The 17065-nt window shown below is 57.8% G+C and carries 18 protein-coding genes; 10 read left to right on the top strand and 8 right to left on the bottom strand.

Annotated elements, in window-relative coordinates; all coding sequences use genetic code 11:
• Positions 1–183: 183 nt before the first annotated feature.
• A complete protein-coding gene (gene hpaR, locus AC2FI8_RS03195; protein WP_496765850.1) occupies positions 184–618 on the bottom strand; it encodes a homoprotocatechuate degradation operon regulator HpaR in 435 nt (144 codons plus the stop codon).
• A gap of 240 nt (positions 619–858) precedes the next feature.
• On the opposite strand from hpaR, the gene AC2FI8_RS03190 reads away from it, so the two are divergent.
• Together AC2FI8_RS03190 and AC2FI8_RS03185 are read left to right on the top strand one after the other, a co-directional pair.
• The gene (locus AC2FI8_RS03190; RefSeq protein ID WP_496777086.1) at positions 859–2271 is read left to right on the top strand and encodes a pyridoxal phosphate-dependent decarboxylase family protein; all 1413 of its coding nucleotides are present in this window, start codon (positions 859–861) and stop codon (positions 2269–2271) included.
• 15 nt (positions 2272–2286) lie between these two features.
• Positions 2287–3057, top strand: coding sequence for an aldolase/citrate lyase family protein (locus tag AC2FI8_RS03185; RefSeq protein WP_496777084.1), 771 nt, complete (start codon positions 2287–2289; stop codon positions 3055–3057).
• Between the two features lie 4 nt (positions 3058–3061).
• On the opposite strand, the gene AC2FI8_RS03180 is transcribed toward AC2FI8_RS03185, so the two are convergent.
• Positions 3062–4204, bottom strand: coding sequence for a DUF3095 domain-containing protein (locus tag AC2FI8_RS03180; protein WP_496777082.1), 1143 nt, complete (start codon positions 4202–4204; stop codon positions 3062–3064).
• A 139-nt stretch (positions 4205–4343) separates the two neighbouring features.
• On the opposite strand from AC2FI8_RS03180, the gene AC2FI8_RS03175 reads away from it, so the two are divergent.
• The 5 genes from AC2FI8_RS03175 (at position 4344) to AC2FI8_RS03155 (ending at position 8600) form a co-directional block, all read left to right on the top strand.
• Positions 4344–5516, top strand: a complete 1173-nt coding sequence (locus tag AC2FI8_RS03175) for an MFS transporter (protein WP_496777080.1) — start codon at positions 4344–4346, stop codon at positions 5514–5516.
• 23 nt (positions 5517–5539) lie between these two features.
• Positions 5540–6574: a glycosyltransferase family 4 protein gene (locus AC2FI8_RS03170; RefSeq protein ID WP_496777077.1), complete on the top strand. Its 1035-nt coding sequence runs from the start codon at positions 5540–5542 to the stop codon at positions 6572–6574.
• A gap of 111 nt (positions 6575–6685) precedes the next feature.
• Positions 6686–7708, top strand: a complete 1023-nt coding sequence (locus tag AC2FI8_RS03165) for an aspartate-semialdehyde dehydrogenase (protein WP_496726219.1) — start codon at positions 6686–6688, stop codon at positions 7706–7708.
• A 189-nt stretch (positions 7709–7897) separates the two neighbouring features.
• Entirely contained in the window at positions 7898–8197 is a 300-nt protein-coding gene (locus tag AC2FI8_RS03160; RefSeq protein ID WP_496765871.1) for an ArsR/SmtB family transcription factor, read from the top strand.
• A 4-nt stretch (positions 8198–8201) separates the two neighbouring features.
• Entirely contained in the window at positions 8202–8600 is a 399-nt protein-coding gene (locus AC2FI8_RS03155; RefSeq protein ID WP_496777072.1) for a VOC family protein, read from the top strand.
• 113 nt (positions 8601–8713) lie between these two features.
• On the opposite strand, the gene AC2FI8_RS03150 is transcribed toward AC2FI8_RS03155, so the two are convergent.
• Both AC2FI8_RS03150 and AC2FI8_RS03145 read right to left on the bottom strand, forming a co-directional pair.
• Positions 8714–9250: an SRPBCC family protein gene (locus AC2FI8_RS03150; RefSeq protein WP_496777070.1), complete on the bottom strand. Its 537-nt coding sequence runs from the start codon at positions 9248–9250 to the stop codon at positions 8714–8716.
• Positions 9251–9352: 102 nt separating this feature from the next.
• Entirely contained in the window at positions 9353–10003 is a 651-nt protein-coding gene (locus AC2FI8_RS03145) for a carbonic anhydrase (protein ID WP_282119743.1), read from the bottom strand.
• 153 nt (positions 10004–10156) lie between these two features.
• Between AC2FI8_RS03145 and AC2FI8_RS03140 the strand changes: the two genes are divergently transcribed.
• From AC2FI8_RS03140 to AC2FI8_RS03130, 3 genes are all read left to right on the top strand, one after another.
• Positions 10157–10537, top strand: coding sequence for a hypothetical protein (locus AC2FI8_RS03140; protein WP_496777068.1), 381 nt, complete (start codon positions 10157–10159; stop codon positions 10535–10537).
• Between the two features lie 63 nt (positions 10538–10600).
• On the top strand, positions 10601–11983 hold the full coding sequence (locus AC2FI8_RS03135; RefSeq protein WP_496777066.1) for a leucyl aminopeptidase family protein: 1383 nt from the start codon (positions 10601–10603) through the stop codon (positions 11981–11983).
• Entirely contained in the window at positions 11980–12717 is a 738-nt protein-coding gene (locus AC2FI8_RS03130; RefSeq protein WP_496777063.1) for a C40 family peptidase, read from the top strand. The genes AC2FI8_RS03135 and AC2FI8_RS03130 overlap by 4 nt, the downstream gene beginning before the upstream one ends.
• Here the strand turns inward: AC2FI8_RS03130 and AC2FI8_RS03125 are convergent.
• The 4 genes from AC2FI8_RS03125 to AC2FI8_RS03110 all read right to left on the bottom strand — a co-directional run bounded on the left by AC2FI8_RS03125 (position 12714) and on the right by AC2FI8_RS03110 (position 16995).
• Positions 12714–13064 (bottom strand): DUF2794 domain-containing protein, encoded by a 351-nt coding sequence (locus AC2FI8_RS03125; protein ID WP_058275250.1) that lies wholly within the window; start codon positions 13062–13064, stop codon positions 12714–12716. The two genes, AC2FI8_RS03130 and AC2FI8_RS03125, sit on opposite strands and share 4 nt — an antisense overlap.
• A gap of 76 nt (positions 13065–13140) precedes the next feature.
• Positions 13141–14805 carry an ABC transporter permease gene (locus AC2FI8_RS03120; protein ID WP_496777061.1) on the bottom strand — a complete coding sequence of 555 codons (1665 nt, stop codon included), beginning with the start codon at positions 14803–14805 and terminating at the stop codon, positions 13141–13143.
• Positions 14806–14924: 119 nt separating this feature from the next.
• Entirely contained in the window at positions 14925–16142 is a 1218-nt protein-coding gene (locus AC2FI8_RS03115) for a phenylacetate--CoA ligase family protein (RefSeq protein ID WP_496726227.1), read from the bottom strand.
• 19 nt (positions 16143–16161) lie between these two features.
• Positions 16162–16995, bottom strand: a complete 834-nt coding sequence (locus AC2FI8_RS03110; protein WP_058275083.1) for an ABC transporter ATP-binding protein — start codon at positions 16993–16995, stop codon at positions 16162–16164.
• Between the last annotated feature and the right edge of the window lie 70 nt (positions 16996–17065).

Below are 17065 nucleotides of genomic sequence, written 5' to 3'. Positions count from 1 at the left end.
CCACACGGTCTTTGTGTCCGGATGTCCGCCTATTTTCAGGTGGCTGTTTCTCTGAGGTGTGAGCCGGATAAAGCCATCCGGCCACAGGCCAGACACGCAGTCCAGTCAAAGTCTGGCCACCCCGCCGGAGGATACCCATACTTCTCTGGCGGGGACAAAAGCCTTTGCATGCGCGACGTGCGATCAGGTCTTCAGATCATGCAGATCATTCAGCAGGTCCAGCAGCGCTTCGTGCCGATCCGGGCCTAGCTGGGTCTTGATCTCTTCAGCCAGGCGTAGTGTCACCTGCATGTTGTCCTGGATGATCTTTTGGCCTTTGGCCGTGATATCGATGATCTGACGACGCTTATCCTCGGGATGGACCCGGCGCCGGATCAAATCCTTGGCTTCCAGTTTTTGCAGAATGCGCGTCAGACTGGGCAGCAAAAGGCACGATCGATCCGCTATATGCGTTGGCTCTTGAGGGCCTTCTTCTTTCAGAACACGCAGAACGCGCCATTGCTGTTCCGTAACACCCGCATCAGCCAGCATATTTCGAATGGGCCCCATGACCCTTTCGCGCGCCCGCAGCAGTGCAATCGGCAATGAGCGGGACGTATTAGGCAGGTCTCTGGTCATAGTAGAATTTTTGCCCAAATTGGATCAAACTGCAACTAGCCAAGGATTTTGCTTCTGATATCAGTAACTTGACCATGAAATATATGGCCCTTTTAGGCACATCGCAGCTTCGAGCCGTATCTCAAAATTAGTAAACAAAGCAATTAATATTGACGTTTTCTTCAGAATGACGATCACTGGACGCGCAAAGAAACTAAGTCCCGGTCCGATCCCGGGGTTGGCAGATATCTGAGGGTTAAGATGAAGTGGGATGAGTTTTCGGATTGGGGCAAACGAATTGCCGAGTGGACGCAGGACTACCATCTGACTGTTGGTGACAAACCCGTCCGCGCCCGGACTGAGCCGGGGGATATCCTCAATGCCTTGCCCGCGCGGCCACCCGAGCACGCGCAGCCACTGGAGGACGTGTTTCAGGATTTCGAACAGATCGTGATGCCAGGGATCACTCACTGGCAACACCCAAGGTTCTTTGCCTATTTCAACTCGAACGCCTCGGCCCCATCGGTCCTGGCCGAATTTCTGGCCAGCGCCATCGCACCGCAATGTATGTTGTGGCAAACCTCACCGGCCGCGACCGAGATGGAAACGCGGATGATGGACTGGTTGCGCCACGCACTGGATCTGCCCCAGGGTTTCGCTGGCGTTATTCAGGACTCCGCCTCATCAGCGACATTGGCTGCTGTCCTAACGATGCGCGAGAAGGCGTTGAAATGGCAGGGTAATCAACAAGGATTGTTTGGGCAAAAACCCCTGCGCGTCTATTGCTCGGCCGAAGTGCACACGTCGGTCGATCGTGCCATTTGGGTTGCGGGGATCGGGCAAGACAATCTGGTGCGGATTCCGATCAAGGGAGATTGGCGCGGGATGGATCCCGAAGCACTGGAGGCAGCGATCCAGGCCGATTTAGACTCTGGTTTACATCCGGCGGGCGTTATCCTTTGCGTTGGCGGAACAGGAACGGGTGCAACCGATCCTGTGGATGAATGTCTGAAGATCGCCCAGAAATACGGTCTTTATTCCCACGTGGATGCGGCCTGGGCCGGATCGGCCATGATTTGCCCGGAATACCGCCACTACTGGCCCGGCGTGGATCAGGCCGACAGCATCGTGTTCAACCCGCATAAGTGGCTGGGTGTACAGTTCGATTGCTGTGCGCATTTCCTGAAAAACCCCGATGATCTGGTGCAGACGCTGGCGATCAGCCCCGAATTCCTCAAGACCCACGGCAAGGATGGCATCATCAACTATTCGGAATGGTCTGTGCCACTTGGCCGCCGGTTCCGGGCGCTCAAACTGTGGTTCGTGATCCGGGCTTATGGTCTGGAAGGGCTGCGCCAACGCCTGCGCAACCACGTGAACTGGTCTGTGGCGCTGCATGATCGGCTGGCGGCCGAGGCGGATTTCCAAATCGTCACTCAGCCCATGTGGTCATTGTGGACGTTCCGCTATGCGCCGGAAGGTCATGCGGATCTGGACGATTTGAACCTGCGCCTGGTGAACGCCATCAATGACGACGGCCGCATCTATTTGACGCAAACCCGCGTGGATGGCGATCTGGTGATCCGGTTTCAGGCCGGTCAGTTCGAAACCACCGAAGACGATGTTCGAATGGCCTATGACGTCATAACCGAAATCGCCCGCACACTGACATAAACAGGAGGTCCGGCCATGCCAGTCCCAAAAAACAGCTTCAAACAGGCTCTAATACAGGGTGATCGGCAGATAGGCTGCTGGATGAGTTTTGCCGAATCCATCACTGCCGAAATTATGGGCACCGCCGGATTCGACTGGCTGGTCATTGATGGTGAACACGCGCCGAACGATATCCGATCAATCCGTGATCAGCTTATGGCGTTGGCTGCCAGCTCCTCGCATCCGGTGGTGCGTGTTCCGGTTGGCGAAACCGCTTTGATCAAGATGGTGCTGGATGCCGGTGCGCAAACTGTTCTGGTACCGATGGTTGAAACCGCCGATCAGGCGCGACAATTGGTTCGGGACTGCCACTATCCGCCATCAGGTGTGCGCGGCGTAGGGGCCGGTGCGGCCCGGGCGACAATGTACGGCTCGATCCCGGAGTACATTCAATCTGCAGACGATCAAATTTGCCTTTTGGTTCAGGTGGAAAACCGCGCCGGTATGGCTGCGCTGGATGATATCCTGATGGTTGAAGGCATCGACGGAGTGTTTATTGGCCCAGCGGATCTGTCCACCGACATGGGATATCAAGGAAACAGCGCAGCGCCGGAAGTGCGCGCTGTCATTGCGGACGCCATCACAAGGATCAGGGCCGCGGGCAAAGCGCCCGGCATACTGGGCACCAATGACGAGGCCAGCCAAGCCTATTATGAAATGGGCGCACAGTTTCTTGCGGTCGGCATTGATGTGATGTTGCTGGCGCAGGCATCCCGCGCGTTGGCGGCGAAATGGAAGGCGAAATAGCGCGTCAGGCGTACATGGTGGCGGCGGCCTGCGCATAGCCGCCCGAAGCCCCATCCACAAAGTGAACATGATCGTCGCGCGTCGCCGAGGGGACGATACATGTCATCATCGCCTCGTCCTGCGCATGCAGCCCATAACGGATCTTGCCCTGTCCGCGCGCCTGTTCGAGCATCATCCGGATTTGCGTCAACGTGGCAGCGTCACAATCCAGCGTCATTTTCAGCCCATCATCGAATTTTCGGTAATCGGCGTTGCGGCTGACCATACGTTTGTAATGTTCAGGTTCAAACTTGCCCAACCGTTTTCCCGATGCGAACAACAAGGCAATCAAAAGATTCTGGCCCAGCAATTTCACCCGCTGCATCAACAAATTGCGCCCTGCCCGCGATACGCGGGCGTCCAGACCCACATCCGGGGGCGGCCAACTGATCGGTGGACCATTTTCGGGTACCGGATGCCCCGAACGCTCTAATTCTTCTGACGCCGACAGAACCGAACGGGCCAGATCCGCAAAGTCACTCTCGGTCGCATTTGCTGTGGGCTGAACCACGACCGAGACGATCTGACCATTGCGGGCCCTGCTGTTGGACCAGCGGCAGGACAACCCGGTCAGGTCGGGCTGTGCGCCAGGGTCGGCAGGCGGCACTGTAAAGGTACCAGCCTTCATCTGTGCTTCGGCCCAGGCCAACCCGCCACCCGAGAACATGGCATAGTCCACCCCGTCAGACGGTGCATAACGCGCGACCCGCAGGTCTTTTCCTGCCTTACGAATTTCGGCAACCGGAACCAACGCCGCGCGTAGCGAGATCGAGAACTCTTCGTCCGCCCAGCGCCTGAGGTCCGCCATTACCGCTTTTGCAGTGTCGATCTCACTTGCGGGCACGGCGAATCCGGCGCCGTCACCGCCAAAAACATAAGGGAACTCCTTGCCGTGAAGCGCGTTGATCATGGCCGAGATCACCGCCGCGCCGACCATATTCACCGTCTTGTAGCGCCCTTTTGCAATCTCACCGGTGGAGTCGACGATATCTGCCACGCCCAACGCCCAATCGCCCGGAACAGCAGAGAAACGCGCCGGGTCCACCAAACGGGTAAAGTCCCGCAACAGGGGAAGACTGTCATAGAACGCGGCCTGGGCGTCTTTCATTGGCACCTCGGATATTCGGTACGGACAAGGATAGCCCGAATGTGATCACTGTCCGGCAAAATCAGTATAGCACACGCGCTTGTGTGTGGCACCGTGACGTGCCAAGCATTTCTTCGCCGGTTTGGGGGAGAGGGTTTTCATGAAGGCAGGTCTGGTGGTGTTGTGCCTGGGCTATGTGCTCAGCCAGTTCTTTCGCGCCTTTCTCGCGGTTCTCAGTGTTGATCTGGGGCGCGATATCGGAGCCACACCCGAGGATCTGGCCTTTGCGTCAGGTCTTTGGTTTCTGATCTTTGCCGCCATGCAGTTGCCCGTAGGCTGGGCACTGGACCGAGTTGGACCGCGCCTGACGGCGGCGGTCTTGCTGCTGGTCGGTGGTGCCGGCGGAGCGGCATTGTTTGCCCTATCCAGCTCCCCTTTTCACATCGCCATCGCAATGGGGTTGATCGGGGTCGGCTGCTCACCGGTGTTGATGGCATCTTACTATATCTTCGCCCGCGAATTCCCACCTGCCCGCTTCGCCACTTTGGCGGCTGTCATGCTGGGCGTCGGATCGGTCGGCAATCTGGTTGCCTCGTACCCTACTGCGCTGGCGGTTGAGCTGATGGGATGGCGCGCCACGATGGGGACGCTGGCCGTTTTTTCTGCCGCGATCGCGTTGGGTATCTGGTTCAGCGTGCATGATCCCAAACGTGTCGAGACCGAACACAGGGGATCGGTGCTGGACCTGCTGAAAGAGCCCGCCCTGTGGGCGATCTTGCCGCTGATGCTGGTGGCCTATGCTCCGTCGGCGGCAACTCGGGGTCTTTGGGCCGGGCCGTACCTCAGCGATATCTTCGGTCTTAGCACCACCCAGATCGGGACAGCGACCCTGATCATGGGGGCGGCGATGATTGCAGGTACCTTTGCGTATGGGCCGCTCGATCGAATGCTGGGCACGCGAAAATGGGTGATCTTTGGCGGCAACGCGCTGGGCACAGTGGGGCTGGTTCTGATGTGCCTTTGGGTCGACAACGCAGTTGGGCTGGCGGTCGTCCTGATGGCAGCGATCGGGTTTCTGGGGGCCAGCTTCCCGGTCATCATGGCTCATGGACGGGCCTTTGTTCCGCCGCATCTGGTTGGGCGCGGCATGACCCTGCTGAACCTCTTCGGCATTGGCGGTGTAGGACTGGCGCAATTCGTCACCGGCCGCATCCATGCCGCCACGGTGGACATCAGCCCGACCGCGCCCTACACAGCGATATTCGGCTTTTTTGCGGTCACGCTGGCCATCGGCTGCGTGATCTACTTGTTCAGCCGCGACAGCGTCGACTAACGCTGGAACTGCCAGGAGTGTCCATGTCCGACCCGCGCGTCATTGCCCCCAACCTCAAACACAGACTTTCGGGTGTGACCGCGACGATTGCCCGGTTGGTGCCGCTGCAGGCGCAATGGATCGACATCGCGGCCACCGGGCCGGGTCTGCCAGATGACATCCCACATATCCCGCTGGGCCGCCTGCCCTTTTTGTCGCGCAAAACACTGCGCGTCTGGCACGCGCGTCGCAATACCGAGATGCTGCTGGGCCTGATCCTGCGAAACGTTCTGCGGCTGCGATTGAAGCTGCTGTTCACCAGCGCCTCGCAACGCGCGCATTCGGGTTACACCAAATGGCTGATCGACAAAATGGACGCGGTCGTCGCGACTTCGCGCAAAACCGCCGAGTATCTGGAGAGAGATGCGCAGGTCATCATGCATGGCATCAACTTGCAGGATTTCACACCGCCCGAAGACAAAGCAGCTGTTCGGGCGCGACTGGGTTTGCCAGATGGTCTTTTGCTGGGCTGCTACGGCCGCATTCGTCATCAGAAGGGCACCGATGCTTTCGTCGATGCAATGATCGATCTGTGCGGCCGCTTTGACGACGTCCATGGCATCGTCATGGGCCGCGCCACGGAAAAGCACACCAGCTTCCTGACCGAACTGAAAGACAAGGTCGCCAAGGCGGGCCTGTCCGACCGTATTCTGTTCATGCCCGAGGTGACCGTCGATCAGATCGCCGAATGGTATCAGGTGCTGGACCTGTTCATTGCCCCGCAACGGTGGGAAGGGTTCGGCCTGACGCCGCTGGAAGCAATGGCTTGCGGCGTGCCGGTTGTTGCCACGGATGTAGGCGCGTTCTCCGAGATCGTCACCGACCCGTCGCTGGGCCGCGTGGTCCAACCCGGTGATATACCCGCGCTGGCCGAAGCCGCCGCCGAGATGTTGTCCGACCGCGATTCCCTTGCCCGTTCCAATATCGCAGCCCGCACCCATGTCGAGCAGAATTTCGACATCAATGGTGAGGCAAAGACGCTTGTCGCGCTCTATGAACGCCTTTTGACCGACACCTGAGGCGATGCGCCACGTCAAATCGGTGTCATTGCGCGAAATAAACCCCGAAAACTCTTTTTTCTTTGCTGCAACGCGGCTATGAACGCGCGTCCTTAACATTGGAGACATGAAATGGGCTATCGCGTCGTAGTCGTCGGCGCCACGGGTAACGTGGGCCGCGAAATGCTGAACATTCTGGCTGAACGCCAGTTCCCCGTCGATGAACTTGCTGTTCTGGCAAGCCGTCGTTCGCTGGGCACCGAAGTAAGCTTTGGCGACACGACACTCACTACCAAGGATCTGGACACGTTCGATTTCACCGGCTGGGACATGGCGCTGTTTGCCGTAGGGTCCGAGGCGACCAAGGTCTACGCCCCCAAGGCGGCCAAAGCCGGATGCGTGGTGATCGATAACTCGTCGCTCTATCGTTATGACCCGGACATTCCGCTGATCGTGCCGGAATGTAACCCGCAGGCGATCCACGACTACAAAAACAAGAACATCATCGCCAACCCCAACTGCTCGACCGCGCAGATGGTTGTCGCGCTGAAGCCGCTGCATGACCGCGCGCGCATCAAGCGCGTCGTCGTGTCGACCTATCAGTCGGTGTCTGGCGCCGGTAAGGAAGGTATGGATGAGCTGTGGGATCAGACCAAAGCGGTCTACAACCCAACCACGGACGTGCCGCCGAACAAGTTCCAGAAGCAGATCGCCTTCAACGTCATTCCCCAGATCGACGTCTTCATGGAAGACGGCTCGACCAAGGAAGAGTGGAAGATGGTTGTGGAAACCAAAAAGATCGTCGATCCGTCGATCAAGGTCACAGCCACCTGCGTCCGCGTTCCGGTCTTTGTTGGCCACTCTGAGGCCGTGAACATCGAGTTCGAAGAATTTCTGGACGAAGACGAAGCACGCGACATCCTGCGCGAGGCACCGGGTATCATGGTGATCGACAAGCGCGAACCCGGTGGCTACGTCTCGCCGATCGAATGCGCGGGCGATTTCGCAACATTCATCAGCCGCATTCGTCAGGACTCGACCATTGAGAACGGCATCAACCTGTGGTGCGTTTCGGACAACCTGCGCAAAGGTGCAGCCCTGAACGCAGTACAAATCGCCGAATTGCTGGGCCGTGAGGTTCTGAAAAAGGGCTAAGTTCCTTTTCAGCATTTAGCGAACAGAGAATTTAAGCCTCGCCTTTCCCGGCGGGGCTTTTTTTGTCTGGTGTAGCGCGACAATTGTTTGCCTGCTTTCTGCAGCCTTTTTGCTGTTTTCTTGGCCAAATGTTCAGCCCGCTTTGCAATCAAACTTGATATGCAGTAAGTTTACTGCATATTGATTTCGATGACAGATGATCACCTCGATCTTATTTTCAAAGCTCTCTCCGACAGCACGCGCCGCCGCATCATCGACCATCTGAGCAAACAAACGGCTCAGTCATTGTTCGAGGTATGCGCGGCATCGGTTGCAGAGGATGGCATCGCTTTGTCCCGCCAGACGGTTTCCCAGCATCTCACCGTTTTGGAGAAGGCTGGTTTGATCGAGACCACATGGAGGGGGCGGACGAAAGCCCATTCGCTAATCGTCAACGAAGATCATATCGCCGCGGCATCATGGCTCATGAAATACAAACAGAAGGGATAGAAAAATGAAAATCTATGTGACCAACGTTTTTGTCGACGACCAAGACAAGGCAGAAAAATTCTATACTGATACTCTCGGCTTCACAGTTAAGAACAATATCCCGTTGGGTGAAAATCGTTGGCTGACAGTGGTGTCAAGCGAAGAACCCGAAGGAACAGAGTTGTTGCTTGAACCAAGCGACCGCCCTGCTGTGAAACCTTATAAAGAAGCACTTGTGTCTGACGGTATCCCTGCACATTCGTTTCAGGTGGAAGACCTGGATGAAGAAAGGAAAAGACTGGGCGATCTTGGCGTAGAGTTCACTGTTGAGCCAATGGATGCCGGACCGGTTCGCATGGCGATTTTTGACGATACCTGTGGGAACCTCATTCAATTGATCCAGATGATGGACGCTGCCCAATAATAAACGTCAAATTTGTCACCATGATCTCCTTCCGAACGGCATCTAAAAGCCGTTCGGTTAAATCGCAGTACCCTGCAGAATCGACTCGAACAAAAACTGAGAGCTTCTGCCAATCACCCCTGCTGCTCAACCAATGCCTTGAGGTTTGTCAGACCGCGCTCGTAATCTCCGCCAACCCACTTATCGATCATCAGGCCCATCCAGCGCGACATGGGGTTCATTCCAAGATCGGATTCGAATCCCCAGGTAACCTGAGTCTGATCACCCTCGGGCGTCAGGTCGAAGGAGGCTGATGCTTGCCCCATCGGACCAAAATCCAGCGCCGTTTTAACCGTCTGGTCCTGAACGCTTTCGACGATTTCTTGCGAACCGGTGCCCACCTGCGGGTTCTCTGATGTCCAGTTCAGAGTATTGCCGACACCTGCCTCGGGGCCTGAATAAGACAGCTGGGTTTCCGGATCGCGCGACAGCCAGGGTGACCATTGTTCGGTTTCCTGCATCGAGTTTACGTAAGGAAAGATCGCGCTGGCGGGTGCGTCGATCGTGATGCTGCGGGACAGTTCGGCCTTGCCGGGCAAAAGGTAGGATACGCCAACCAGAACCAGAATGAGAACAAGCAGAATGACAAGAATACGTTTGATGAATCGCATGGCGCGCTCCTGATCCGAAAAATTTGTGTCAATCATAACAAAAAATGGCGCGAAATCAGAGACCTGATCCGCGCCATTCGAATTCTTCAGATGTCGGGTCGCTTAGACAACCACGAATTTCTTCTCGGCAGGGTCATAACATTGCAACCCACCTTCACCGATGTCGGTCCACAGCCCATGCAAGCTCAGCGAGCCGTCATCTACCGCAGAGGAAACGAAGGGAAAGGTCATCAGGTTCTCCAGCGATGCCACGACTGCCTGCCGTTCAAACTGCCGCGCTTGATCGACGCTGTCTTCAACATCGGCAACCAAGTCATATTTCGGTTTCAGGATGTCCATCCAGCGGCCGACAAAGCTTTCTTTCGCCTCCAGTTGCGGGGCTTTTCCCTTGCACATGTCAATGCAGCCCTGAACGCCACCGCATTGCGAATGGCCAAGAACGATCAGGTGCGCGACTTTCAGTGCCGTGACCGCATATTCGATTGCCGCACTGGTGCCGTGGTGATCGCCATCAGGTGCGTAAGGAGGCACAAGGTTTGCGATATTGCGGTGAATAAAGAACTCGCCCTGATCGGCACCGAAGATCGATGTCACATGAACCCGGCTGTCACAGCACGAAATCACCATCGCACGCGGGCGCTGCCCTTCAGTGGCCAGGCGGCGATACCAGACCTGGTTTTCCGAATAGGTGGTGGCTTTCCATCCGTGGTACCGCTTGACCAGATAGGTCGGCAGAGGTTTGGCTAAGTCCATTCTCATGTCCCCGTTCTTTTGTCTGTCGGCTGCTGTAACCTGAATTCGCAGAAAATTCGACCCATTTTCCAGCATCGACGCAAGGTTTTGCAAAGGATTCTACCGCCAATGTCCAACTATGCCGTGGGGGCGTAGAGAATTGGGGTAGATGTGGTGGATAAAATAGTCACGCTTGAACAAAAGGAAACCGTTCGGCTGGATACGGACCGCTTGAACGGGCTGTATCACCAATTGGGCGACAAGAACGCAATGGATGTTTTGTGCCGTACGGTCGAGGAATTGGCCGTGCGCCTGTCAAACTGCGAGCGATTTTGGCGTCAGCGCGACTGGGCCGGGCTGCGCAAATGCGCCCGGTCACTGGTGGCCATCGCCGAACAGATTGGCATGACCGCGCTGGCCCGAGTCGCCGGTGATGTGGCGCGATCTGTGGATGCCGGGGATGCGGTCGCGACGGGGGCCACCCTGTCGCGCCTGATCCGTGTAGGTGAGAAATCGCTGACCGTGATCTGGGATCAGCAGGATCTTTCCCTCTGACGGGGCTTGCGGACGGATCGTGGGCGGCTAGGCTGGGCACAAATCGAACCAGCCGAGATACCCATGACCCTGTCCTTCGCTTCGCCGTCCGAACCTTCTGTTCCGCTGCATGTCATTTCGCAACCCGATCTCGACAATTGGCTGCAAGACCAGCCAAGCCACATCGCATCGTGGGTCGAGGCCAATGGATTCACAGGGGCCATGGGACAGGCACTGCTGATCCCGCAATCAGATGGTGCGCCCGAAATGGCCTTGGCGGGTTACGGAAATAGCAACAAGCGCGCGCGCAAACGGTTCCCGTTGGCAGCGGCGGCCGAAGCCTTGCGGAAGGGAACCTATCACATCGCATCAGGTGTGCCCGCTGATGCGATAAGCAACGAGTGCCTTGGTTGGTTGTTCACAGGATATGCCTTTAACCGTTACGCCAATCAATCACCCGCCAAGGCGCGCCTCGTCGCACCGGAAGGTGTTGATGCCGCGCGGATTGAGGCGCTGGCCAGTGCCGAGGCGCTGACCCGCGATTTGGTCAACACACCGGCCTCGGACATGGGACCGGATCAGCTGCAGGCCGCGGCCGAGGATTTGACGCAGGAATTCGGCGCGACATGTTCGACGATTCAAGGCGACGCCCTGCTGGACCAGAATTTCCCACTGATTCACACGGTCGGACGCGCCGCCGCGCAAACACCGCGCCTGATCGAGATGACATGGGGCAACACCGGGCCCAAACTGACCCTTGTCGGCAAAGGTGTGTGCTTTGACACTGGCGGACTGAATCTGAAACCAGGGAATTCGATGTCCCTGATGAAAAAGGACATGGGCGGTGCGGCCAATGTGCTGGGTCTGGCACGGATGATCATGGCACTAAAGCTGCCTGTACAACTGCGCGTGCTGATCCCGGCAGTCGAGAACTCGGTCGCAGGGAATGCCTTCCGTCCGGGGGATATCCTGACCTCGCGCAAAGGTCTGACGGTGGAGATCAACAACACCGACGCCGAAGGGCGGTTGGTTCTGGCCGACGCATTGGCGCTGGCGGATGAGGGTGAACCTGACCTGATCATCTCGATGGCGACGTTGACCGGTGCCGCGCGCGTGGCGGTTGGCCCCGATCTGGCGCCCTTTTACACCGATGACGATGGCGCTGCACACGCGCTGGCCAAAGCTGGTCGGCAATCGGCCGACCCGGTCTGGCGGATGCCCTTCCATGAACCCTATGAGGCGATGATCGAACCCGGCATTGCTGATTTGGACAATGCTCCATTAGGTGGGTTCGCAGGCTCGATCACCGCGGCCCTGTTCCTGCGCCGCTTTGTGGGTGACAGCCGCTATATGCATTTCGACATCTATTCCTGGCAGCCCAGCAAAGCCCCCGGACGCAGCAAGGGCGGTCTGGGCCAAGGGCCGCGTGCCGTGCTGACCGCCCTGCCCGGGATTCTGAACCTATGACCGGCCTGCGCGTCATACAGCCGGTTGTTGATTTGTTGCGCAGCCCGAATGGCCCAAGGGATCGGCAGCTGTTGTTTGGCGACCCGGTAGATGTTGTTGACGATACCGATGGGTGGAGCCGGATCACCTCGGTCAAGGATGGCTATCCCGGTTGGGTCAGGTCCGATCAACTGGGGCCTGAGGCGCAACAGACCCACTGGGTCACCGCGCCCGCGACACATGCCTATCAACGGCCCGACATGAAAAGCCCGGACCGCGTATCGCTAAGTTTCGGCAGCAAATTATGCGTGCTGTCGGAACAGAATAGGTTTCTGGAAACAGAACTGGGGTTCATTCCGGCGATTCACGCCAAACTCAGCGCAACTCACCTGACCGATCCCGTAGCGGTGGCCGAGCTGTTTCTGGGCACACCCTATCTTTGGGGGGGAAACAGTCGCTTCGGTATTGATTGTTCCGGGTTGGTTCAGGCCGGTTTGCTGGCCTGCGGCATACCCTGCCCCGGTGATAGCAGTGATCAGGAACGCGAACTGGGTACGGCGCTGCCTGCCGGAACTGAACCAAAACGCGGGGATCTGTTGTTCTGGAAAGGCCACGTGGCATGGGTCTATGGCGAGAACATGCTGCTTCATGCCAACGCCTACCACATGGACGTGACGTTCGAGCCGATGGATCAAGCAATCACACGGATTCTGGAGCAGGGCGACGGGTCTGTAACAGCCCACAAAAGGCTCTAATCAAGGTCGACAGACCGGATCAGCTTGCGTTCCAACACTCGCAGCACGGTGCGCAGGTCATGGCCTCGCTTCAAGATACGCCCGTCCATGCCGATCACCGAATACATCCCCTGTTTGGACCGCAGACGAGGGTGTTTTTCGACCCGGTAGATCGGATGCTCTGCCGTACGTCTGAAAATGGAAAAAACCGCCATGTCGCGCAGGTTGGAAATACCATAGTCGCGCCATTCTCCGGCGGCGACCATCTTGCCATAGACGGACAGGATATGTGACATCTCGCGCCGGTCGAACGCGACGGGCATCTGGGCCGAGTTTGCAGAAAACCGGCTGGGAGGCTGCATGTTCATACCCTCAGCCTTGCCGGAAAACGCATTTGAATCAAGTCCGGTGCCAACAGGTGTGGTATTTTTGAATCGTTTCGTCCTATCGCCGCCCAACTTGTCGACAGATAAGAATCACCGGCAAAAGCCCGACGGCCAGGATCACAAGCGAGGGAACCGCTGCCCCTTCCAACCGTTCGTCCGAGGCCAGACGATAGGCCTGGACCGCAAGCGTATCAAAGTTGAATGGGCGCATGATCAGGGTCGCGGGCAGCTCTTTCATCACGTCCACAAACACGATCAACAAGGCCGTCAGCAATGAGGGTGTCAGGATTGGCAAATGCACACGGCGCAAGGTGCCCAGCGGCGATTGGCCCAAAGACCGGGACGCAGCATCCATATTGGCGTGCACTGTGCTCTGCCCACCCTCATACGCGCTGAGCGCTGCCGCCAGAAAGCGCACCATGTAAGCTGCCACCAGCAACCAGATCGAACCCGTCACCAGCAGGCCGGTCGAGACGTCGAACGTCTGGCGCATCCACGAATCCAGCGCGTTGTCGAATCTGGCGAAGGGTACCATCAGGCCAACAGCGATCACGCCGCCGGGCACCGCATAGCCCAACCGCGCCAGATAGCCTGTGGTCGATGATCCCTGACCCGGGCGAAGGCGCTGAAAGAACCCAACACAGATCGCGGCGCAGACCGTAACCACGGCGGCTACTCCTGCAAGTGTCAGCGAGTTTTGAATGAACCCGATATATCGCCGAGACAGCAGGTTTTGTTCCGAGGTCAGGCCCATCTGGATCAAGATGAATACCGGCAGCAAGAACCCCAGCACCACTGGAATAGCGCACAAGGTTATGGCTGCTGCGGATTGCCAGCCCTTAAGCTGCGCCGAAGGCAGGGACGCATGGCTTTTGCCTGCTTGATAGTACTTTGCCTTGCCGCGCTGCGTCCGCTCGGCCACGGCCATGACCAGCGCAAAGCCCAGCAGGCACAAAGCCAACTGCGCCGCAGCCGCTCGGTCGCCGATCGAGAACCAGCTTGTGTAGATGCCCGTGGCGAATGTCTGAACGCCGAAATAGGCGACCGTGCCGAAATCAGCGATGGTTTCCATGATGGCCAGCAGGACACCCCCGGCAATGGCCGGACGAGCCATCGGCAACGAAACATGCCAGAATGCCAGCCAGGGGCTTTTGCCCAGCGCACGGGCGGCCAGAAAAGCGGTGGCGCTTTGTTGCAAAAACGCGGCTCGCGCCAGCAGGTATACATAAGGGTAGAGCACAAGGATCAGCATCACCGCCGCGCCCTCGGTCGAGCGGATTTCCGGGAACCAATAATCGCGCGGCCCCCAACCCGTCACGTCGCGCAGCGTGGTCTGCACGATACCAGGATGATCCAGAATGAACGTATAGGCATAAGCCAGAACATAGGCTGGAAAGGCCAGCGGCAGGACCAGTGCAATTTCCAGAAAGCGCACCCCAGGAAAGCGCGTCATCGTCACCAGCCACGCCGCGCCGACCCCGATAGAGAACGTGCCGATAGCCACCAAAACGACAAGGATCACGGTTGTTAGCGCATAACCGGGTAAAACCGTCTCAAACAGATGCGAGACCGTTTCCGTACCGCCCGTCACTGCCGCCAGAACAACCGCAACCATGGGCAGAAGACAAGCGGCTGCTACCATATAAGCCACAGTGGCCACCAACCGGGTGCCCAGCGCGCCGCGATTGCGTTTCCCGTGTTCTGAATAGTCGATTTCGGCCATGGACCCGGATTGTGACTGGCGTTGGCTATTGATCAGCCTTTAATCGACCAAAAAGCTAAGAAACACCAGTGCAGGAAAAACAAATCTGCGGCACATACTGCCGCAGACATGGCTCGGGGTTATTCGTAAACGCGCTGATCCTCGATCACCAACCCGTCCTTCGGCAGTGATCCGGGGGTTACAACCTCGATTGCGCCTTTCAGTTTCAGCACCTCGACCACGGACTTGGCATAGGCCATGTCGTCTCCGCTTGCGCTTTCGATCTGAACGGTCATCGTGTCCATCTCACCCTGACGGGCGGCGATGACGCGGGCTTTGACGATTTCCTCGTGCTTATCGACCAATGCTGCCACCTGTTCTGGGCGGACGAACATGCCCTTGATCTTGGTGGTCTGGTCCGCGCGACCCATCCAACCCTTGATCCGAAGGTTGGTCCGCCCACAGGGTGAAACACCCGGCATGATCGCGGACAGATCACCCGTGGCAAAGCGGATCAGCGGGTAATCGGGGTTCAAAGAGGTCACCACAACCTCACCCACCTCACCCGGCTCTACCGGTGTTCCGGTGCCAGGGGTGACAACCTCGATGATGACATGTTCGTCGATGATCATCCCTTCCATCGCGGCGCTTTCATAGGCGATGTTGCCCAGATCGGCCGTGGCATAGCATTGCAGGCAGGAAATCCCCCGATCGGCATAGTCCTGACGCAACGATGGGAACAGCGCGCCGCCGCCCACGACAGCCTTTGAGAAGTTCAAGGCCACGCCCATCTCATCCGCCTTGTCCAGAATGACCTTCAGATAGTCCGGTGTGCCCGCATAGGACGTGCAGCCTACATCGCGCGCTGCTGTCACCTGCAATTCGGTCTGGCCAGTACCGGCTGGCAGCACAGCTGCCCCTACTGCGCGTGCGCCGCTTTCAAAAATCATACCCGCTGGCGTCAGGTGATAGCCGAAACAGTTCTGAACGATATCGCCGGGCCCAACTCCGGCGGCGTTCAGGAAACGCCCCATGCGCCACCAATCATGATCCGTGCTGCCAGGTTCATAGATTGGACCAGGAGACTGGAACACATGATGGAAATGCCGGGCCGGTTTGACGGTAAATCCGCCGAATGGCGGACGCGACGCCTGTGCTTGCGCCAGATCGGATTTTCGCAATACCGGCAGTTTCACCAGATCATCGGCTGAAATCACCGCGCTGGTATCCGCATCCGCCAGATGCGCAGCAAAGCCCGGTGCGGACAAGGCGCGGTCAATCTGAGTACGCAGCGCCTGCGCCTGATCAGCGGAGCGTTCATCGGCTGATCGGGTTTCGAGAGCGTCGAAATAGGTCATCGCCAGATCCTCCATTCGCTTACAACCACCTCTTGCGGCGGCGGTAAGACCGCACGTCACGGAAGCTTTTGCGGCCTTCGTCGGACATGCCCAGATAGAATTCTTTCACGTCCGGATTTTCACGCAGATCGGCGGCGGGGCCGTCCATCACCACACGCCCGGATTCCAGAATATAGCCGTAATGGGCAAACCTTAGAGCCACATTGGTGTTCTGTTCGGCCAACAGGAAAGAAACACCTTCTTTCTCGTTCAGGTCCTTCACGATACCGAAGATCTCTTCGACCAGCTGCGGCGCCAGACCCATCGAGGGTTCGTCCAGCAGGATCGTCTCGGGCCGCGACATCAAAGCCCGACCCATTGCAACCATTTGTTGCTCACCACCTGAAGTGTAGCCTGCCTGCGACCGGCGGCGTTCTTTCAGACGAGGAAAATACGTGTAGACCAGTTCAAGGTCCTGCTGGATGGCGGCCTTGCCATCCTTGCGGGTATAGGCCCCGGTCAGCAGATTTTCTTCAACCGTCAGGTGTTCAAAACAATGGCGGCCTTCCATCACCTGGATGACGCCCTTTTCCACCAGATCGGCAGGATCGCTTTCATGCACGCTGGTGCCGCGATATTCGATCGTACCTTTAGTGACTTCACCGCGTTCCGAATGCAAAAGGTTCGACACCGCCTTGAGCGTTGTCGTCTTACCCGCGCCATTGCCGCCCAGCAGGGCCGTGATACCGCCCTTGGGCACAGTCAGGCTGACGCCTTTCAGAACGAGGATCACGTGATTATAGATCACCTCGATATTGTTGACCTCAAGCAGGGTTTCCGACTTGGTGTCAGTGGTTTGTGCCGCATCCAGCATCTGCGCGTGTCCTTAAGCGAGTGTGGGGTTCGGGACGGCGGTCTGCCGCCGCCCCGGGTTGTTCAAAGCG

The organism is Ruegeria sp. CDSB029 (assembly GCF_059611125.1).
This window is presented reverse-complemented; position numbering and strand designations above follow the sequence as displayed.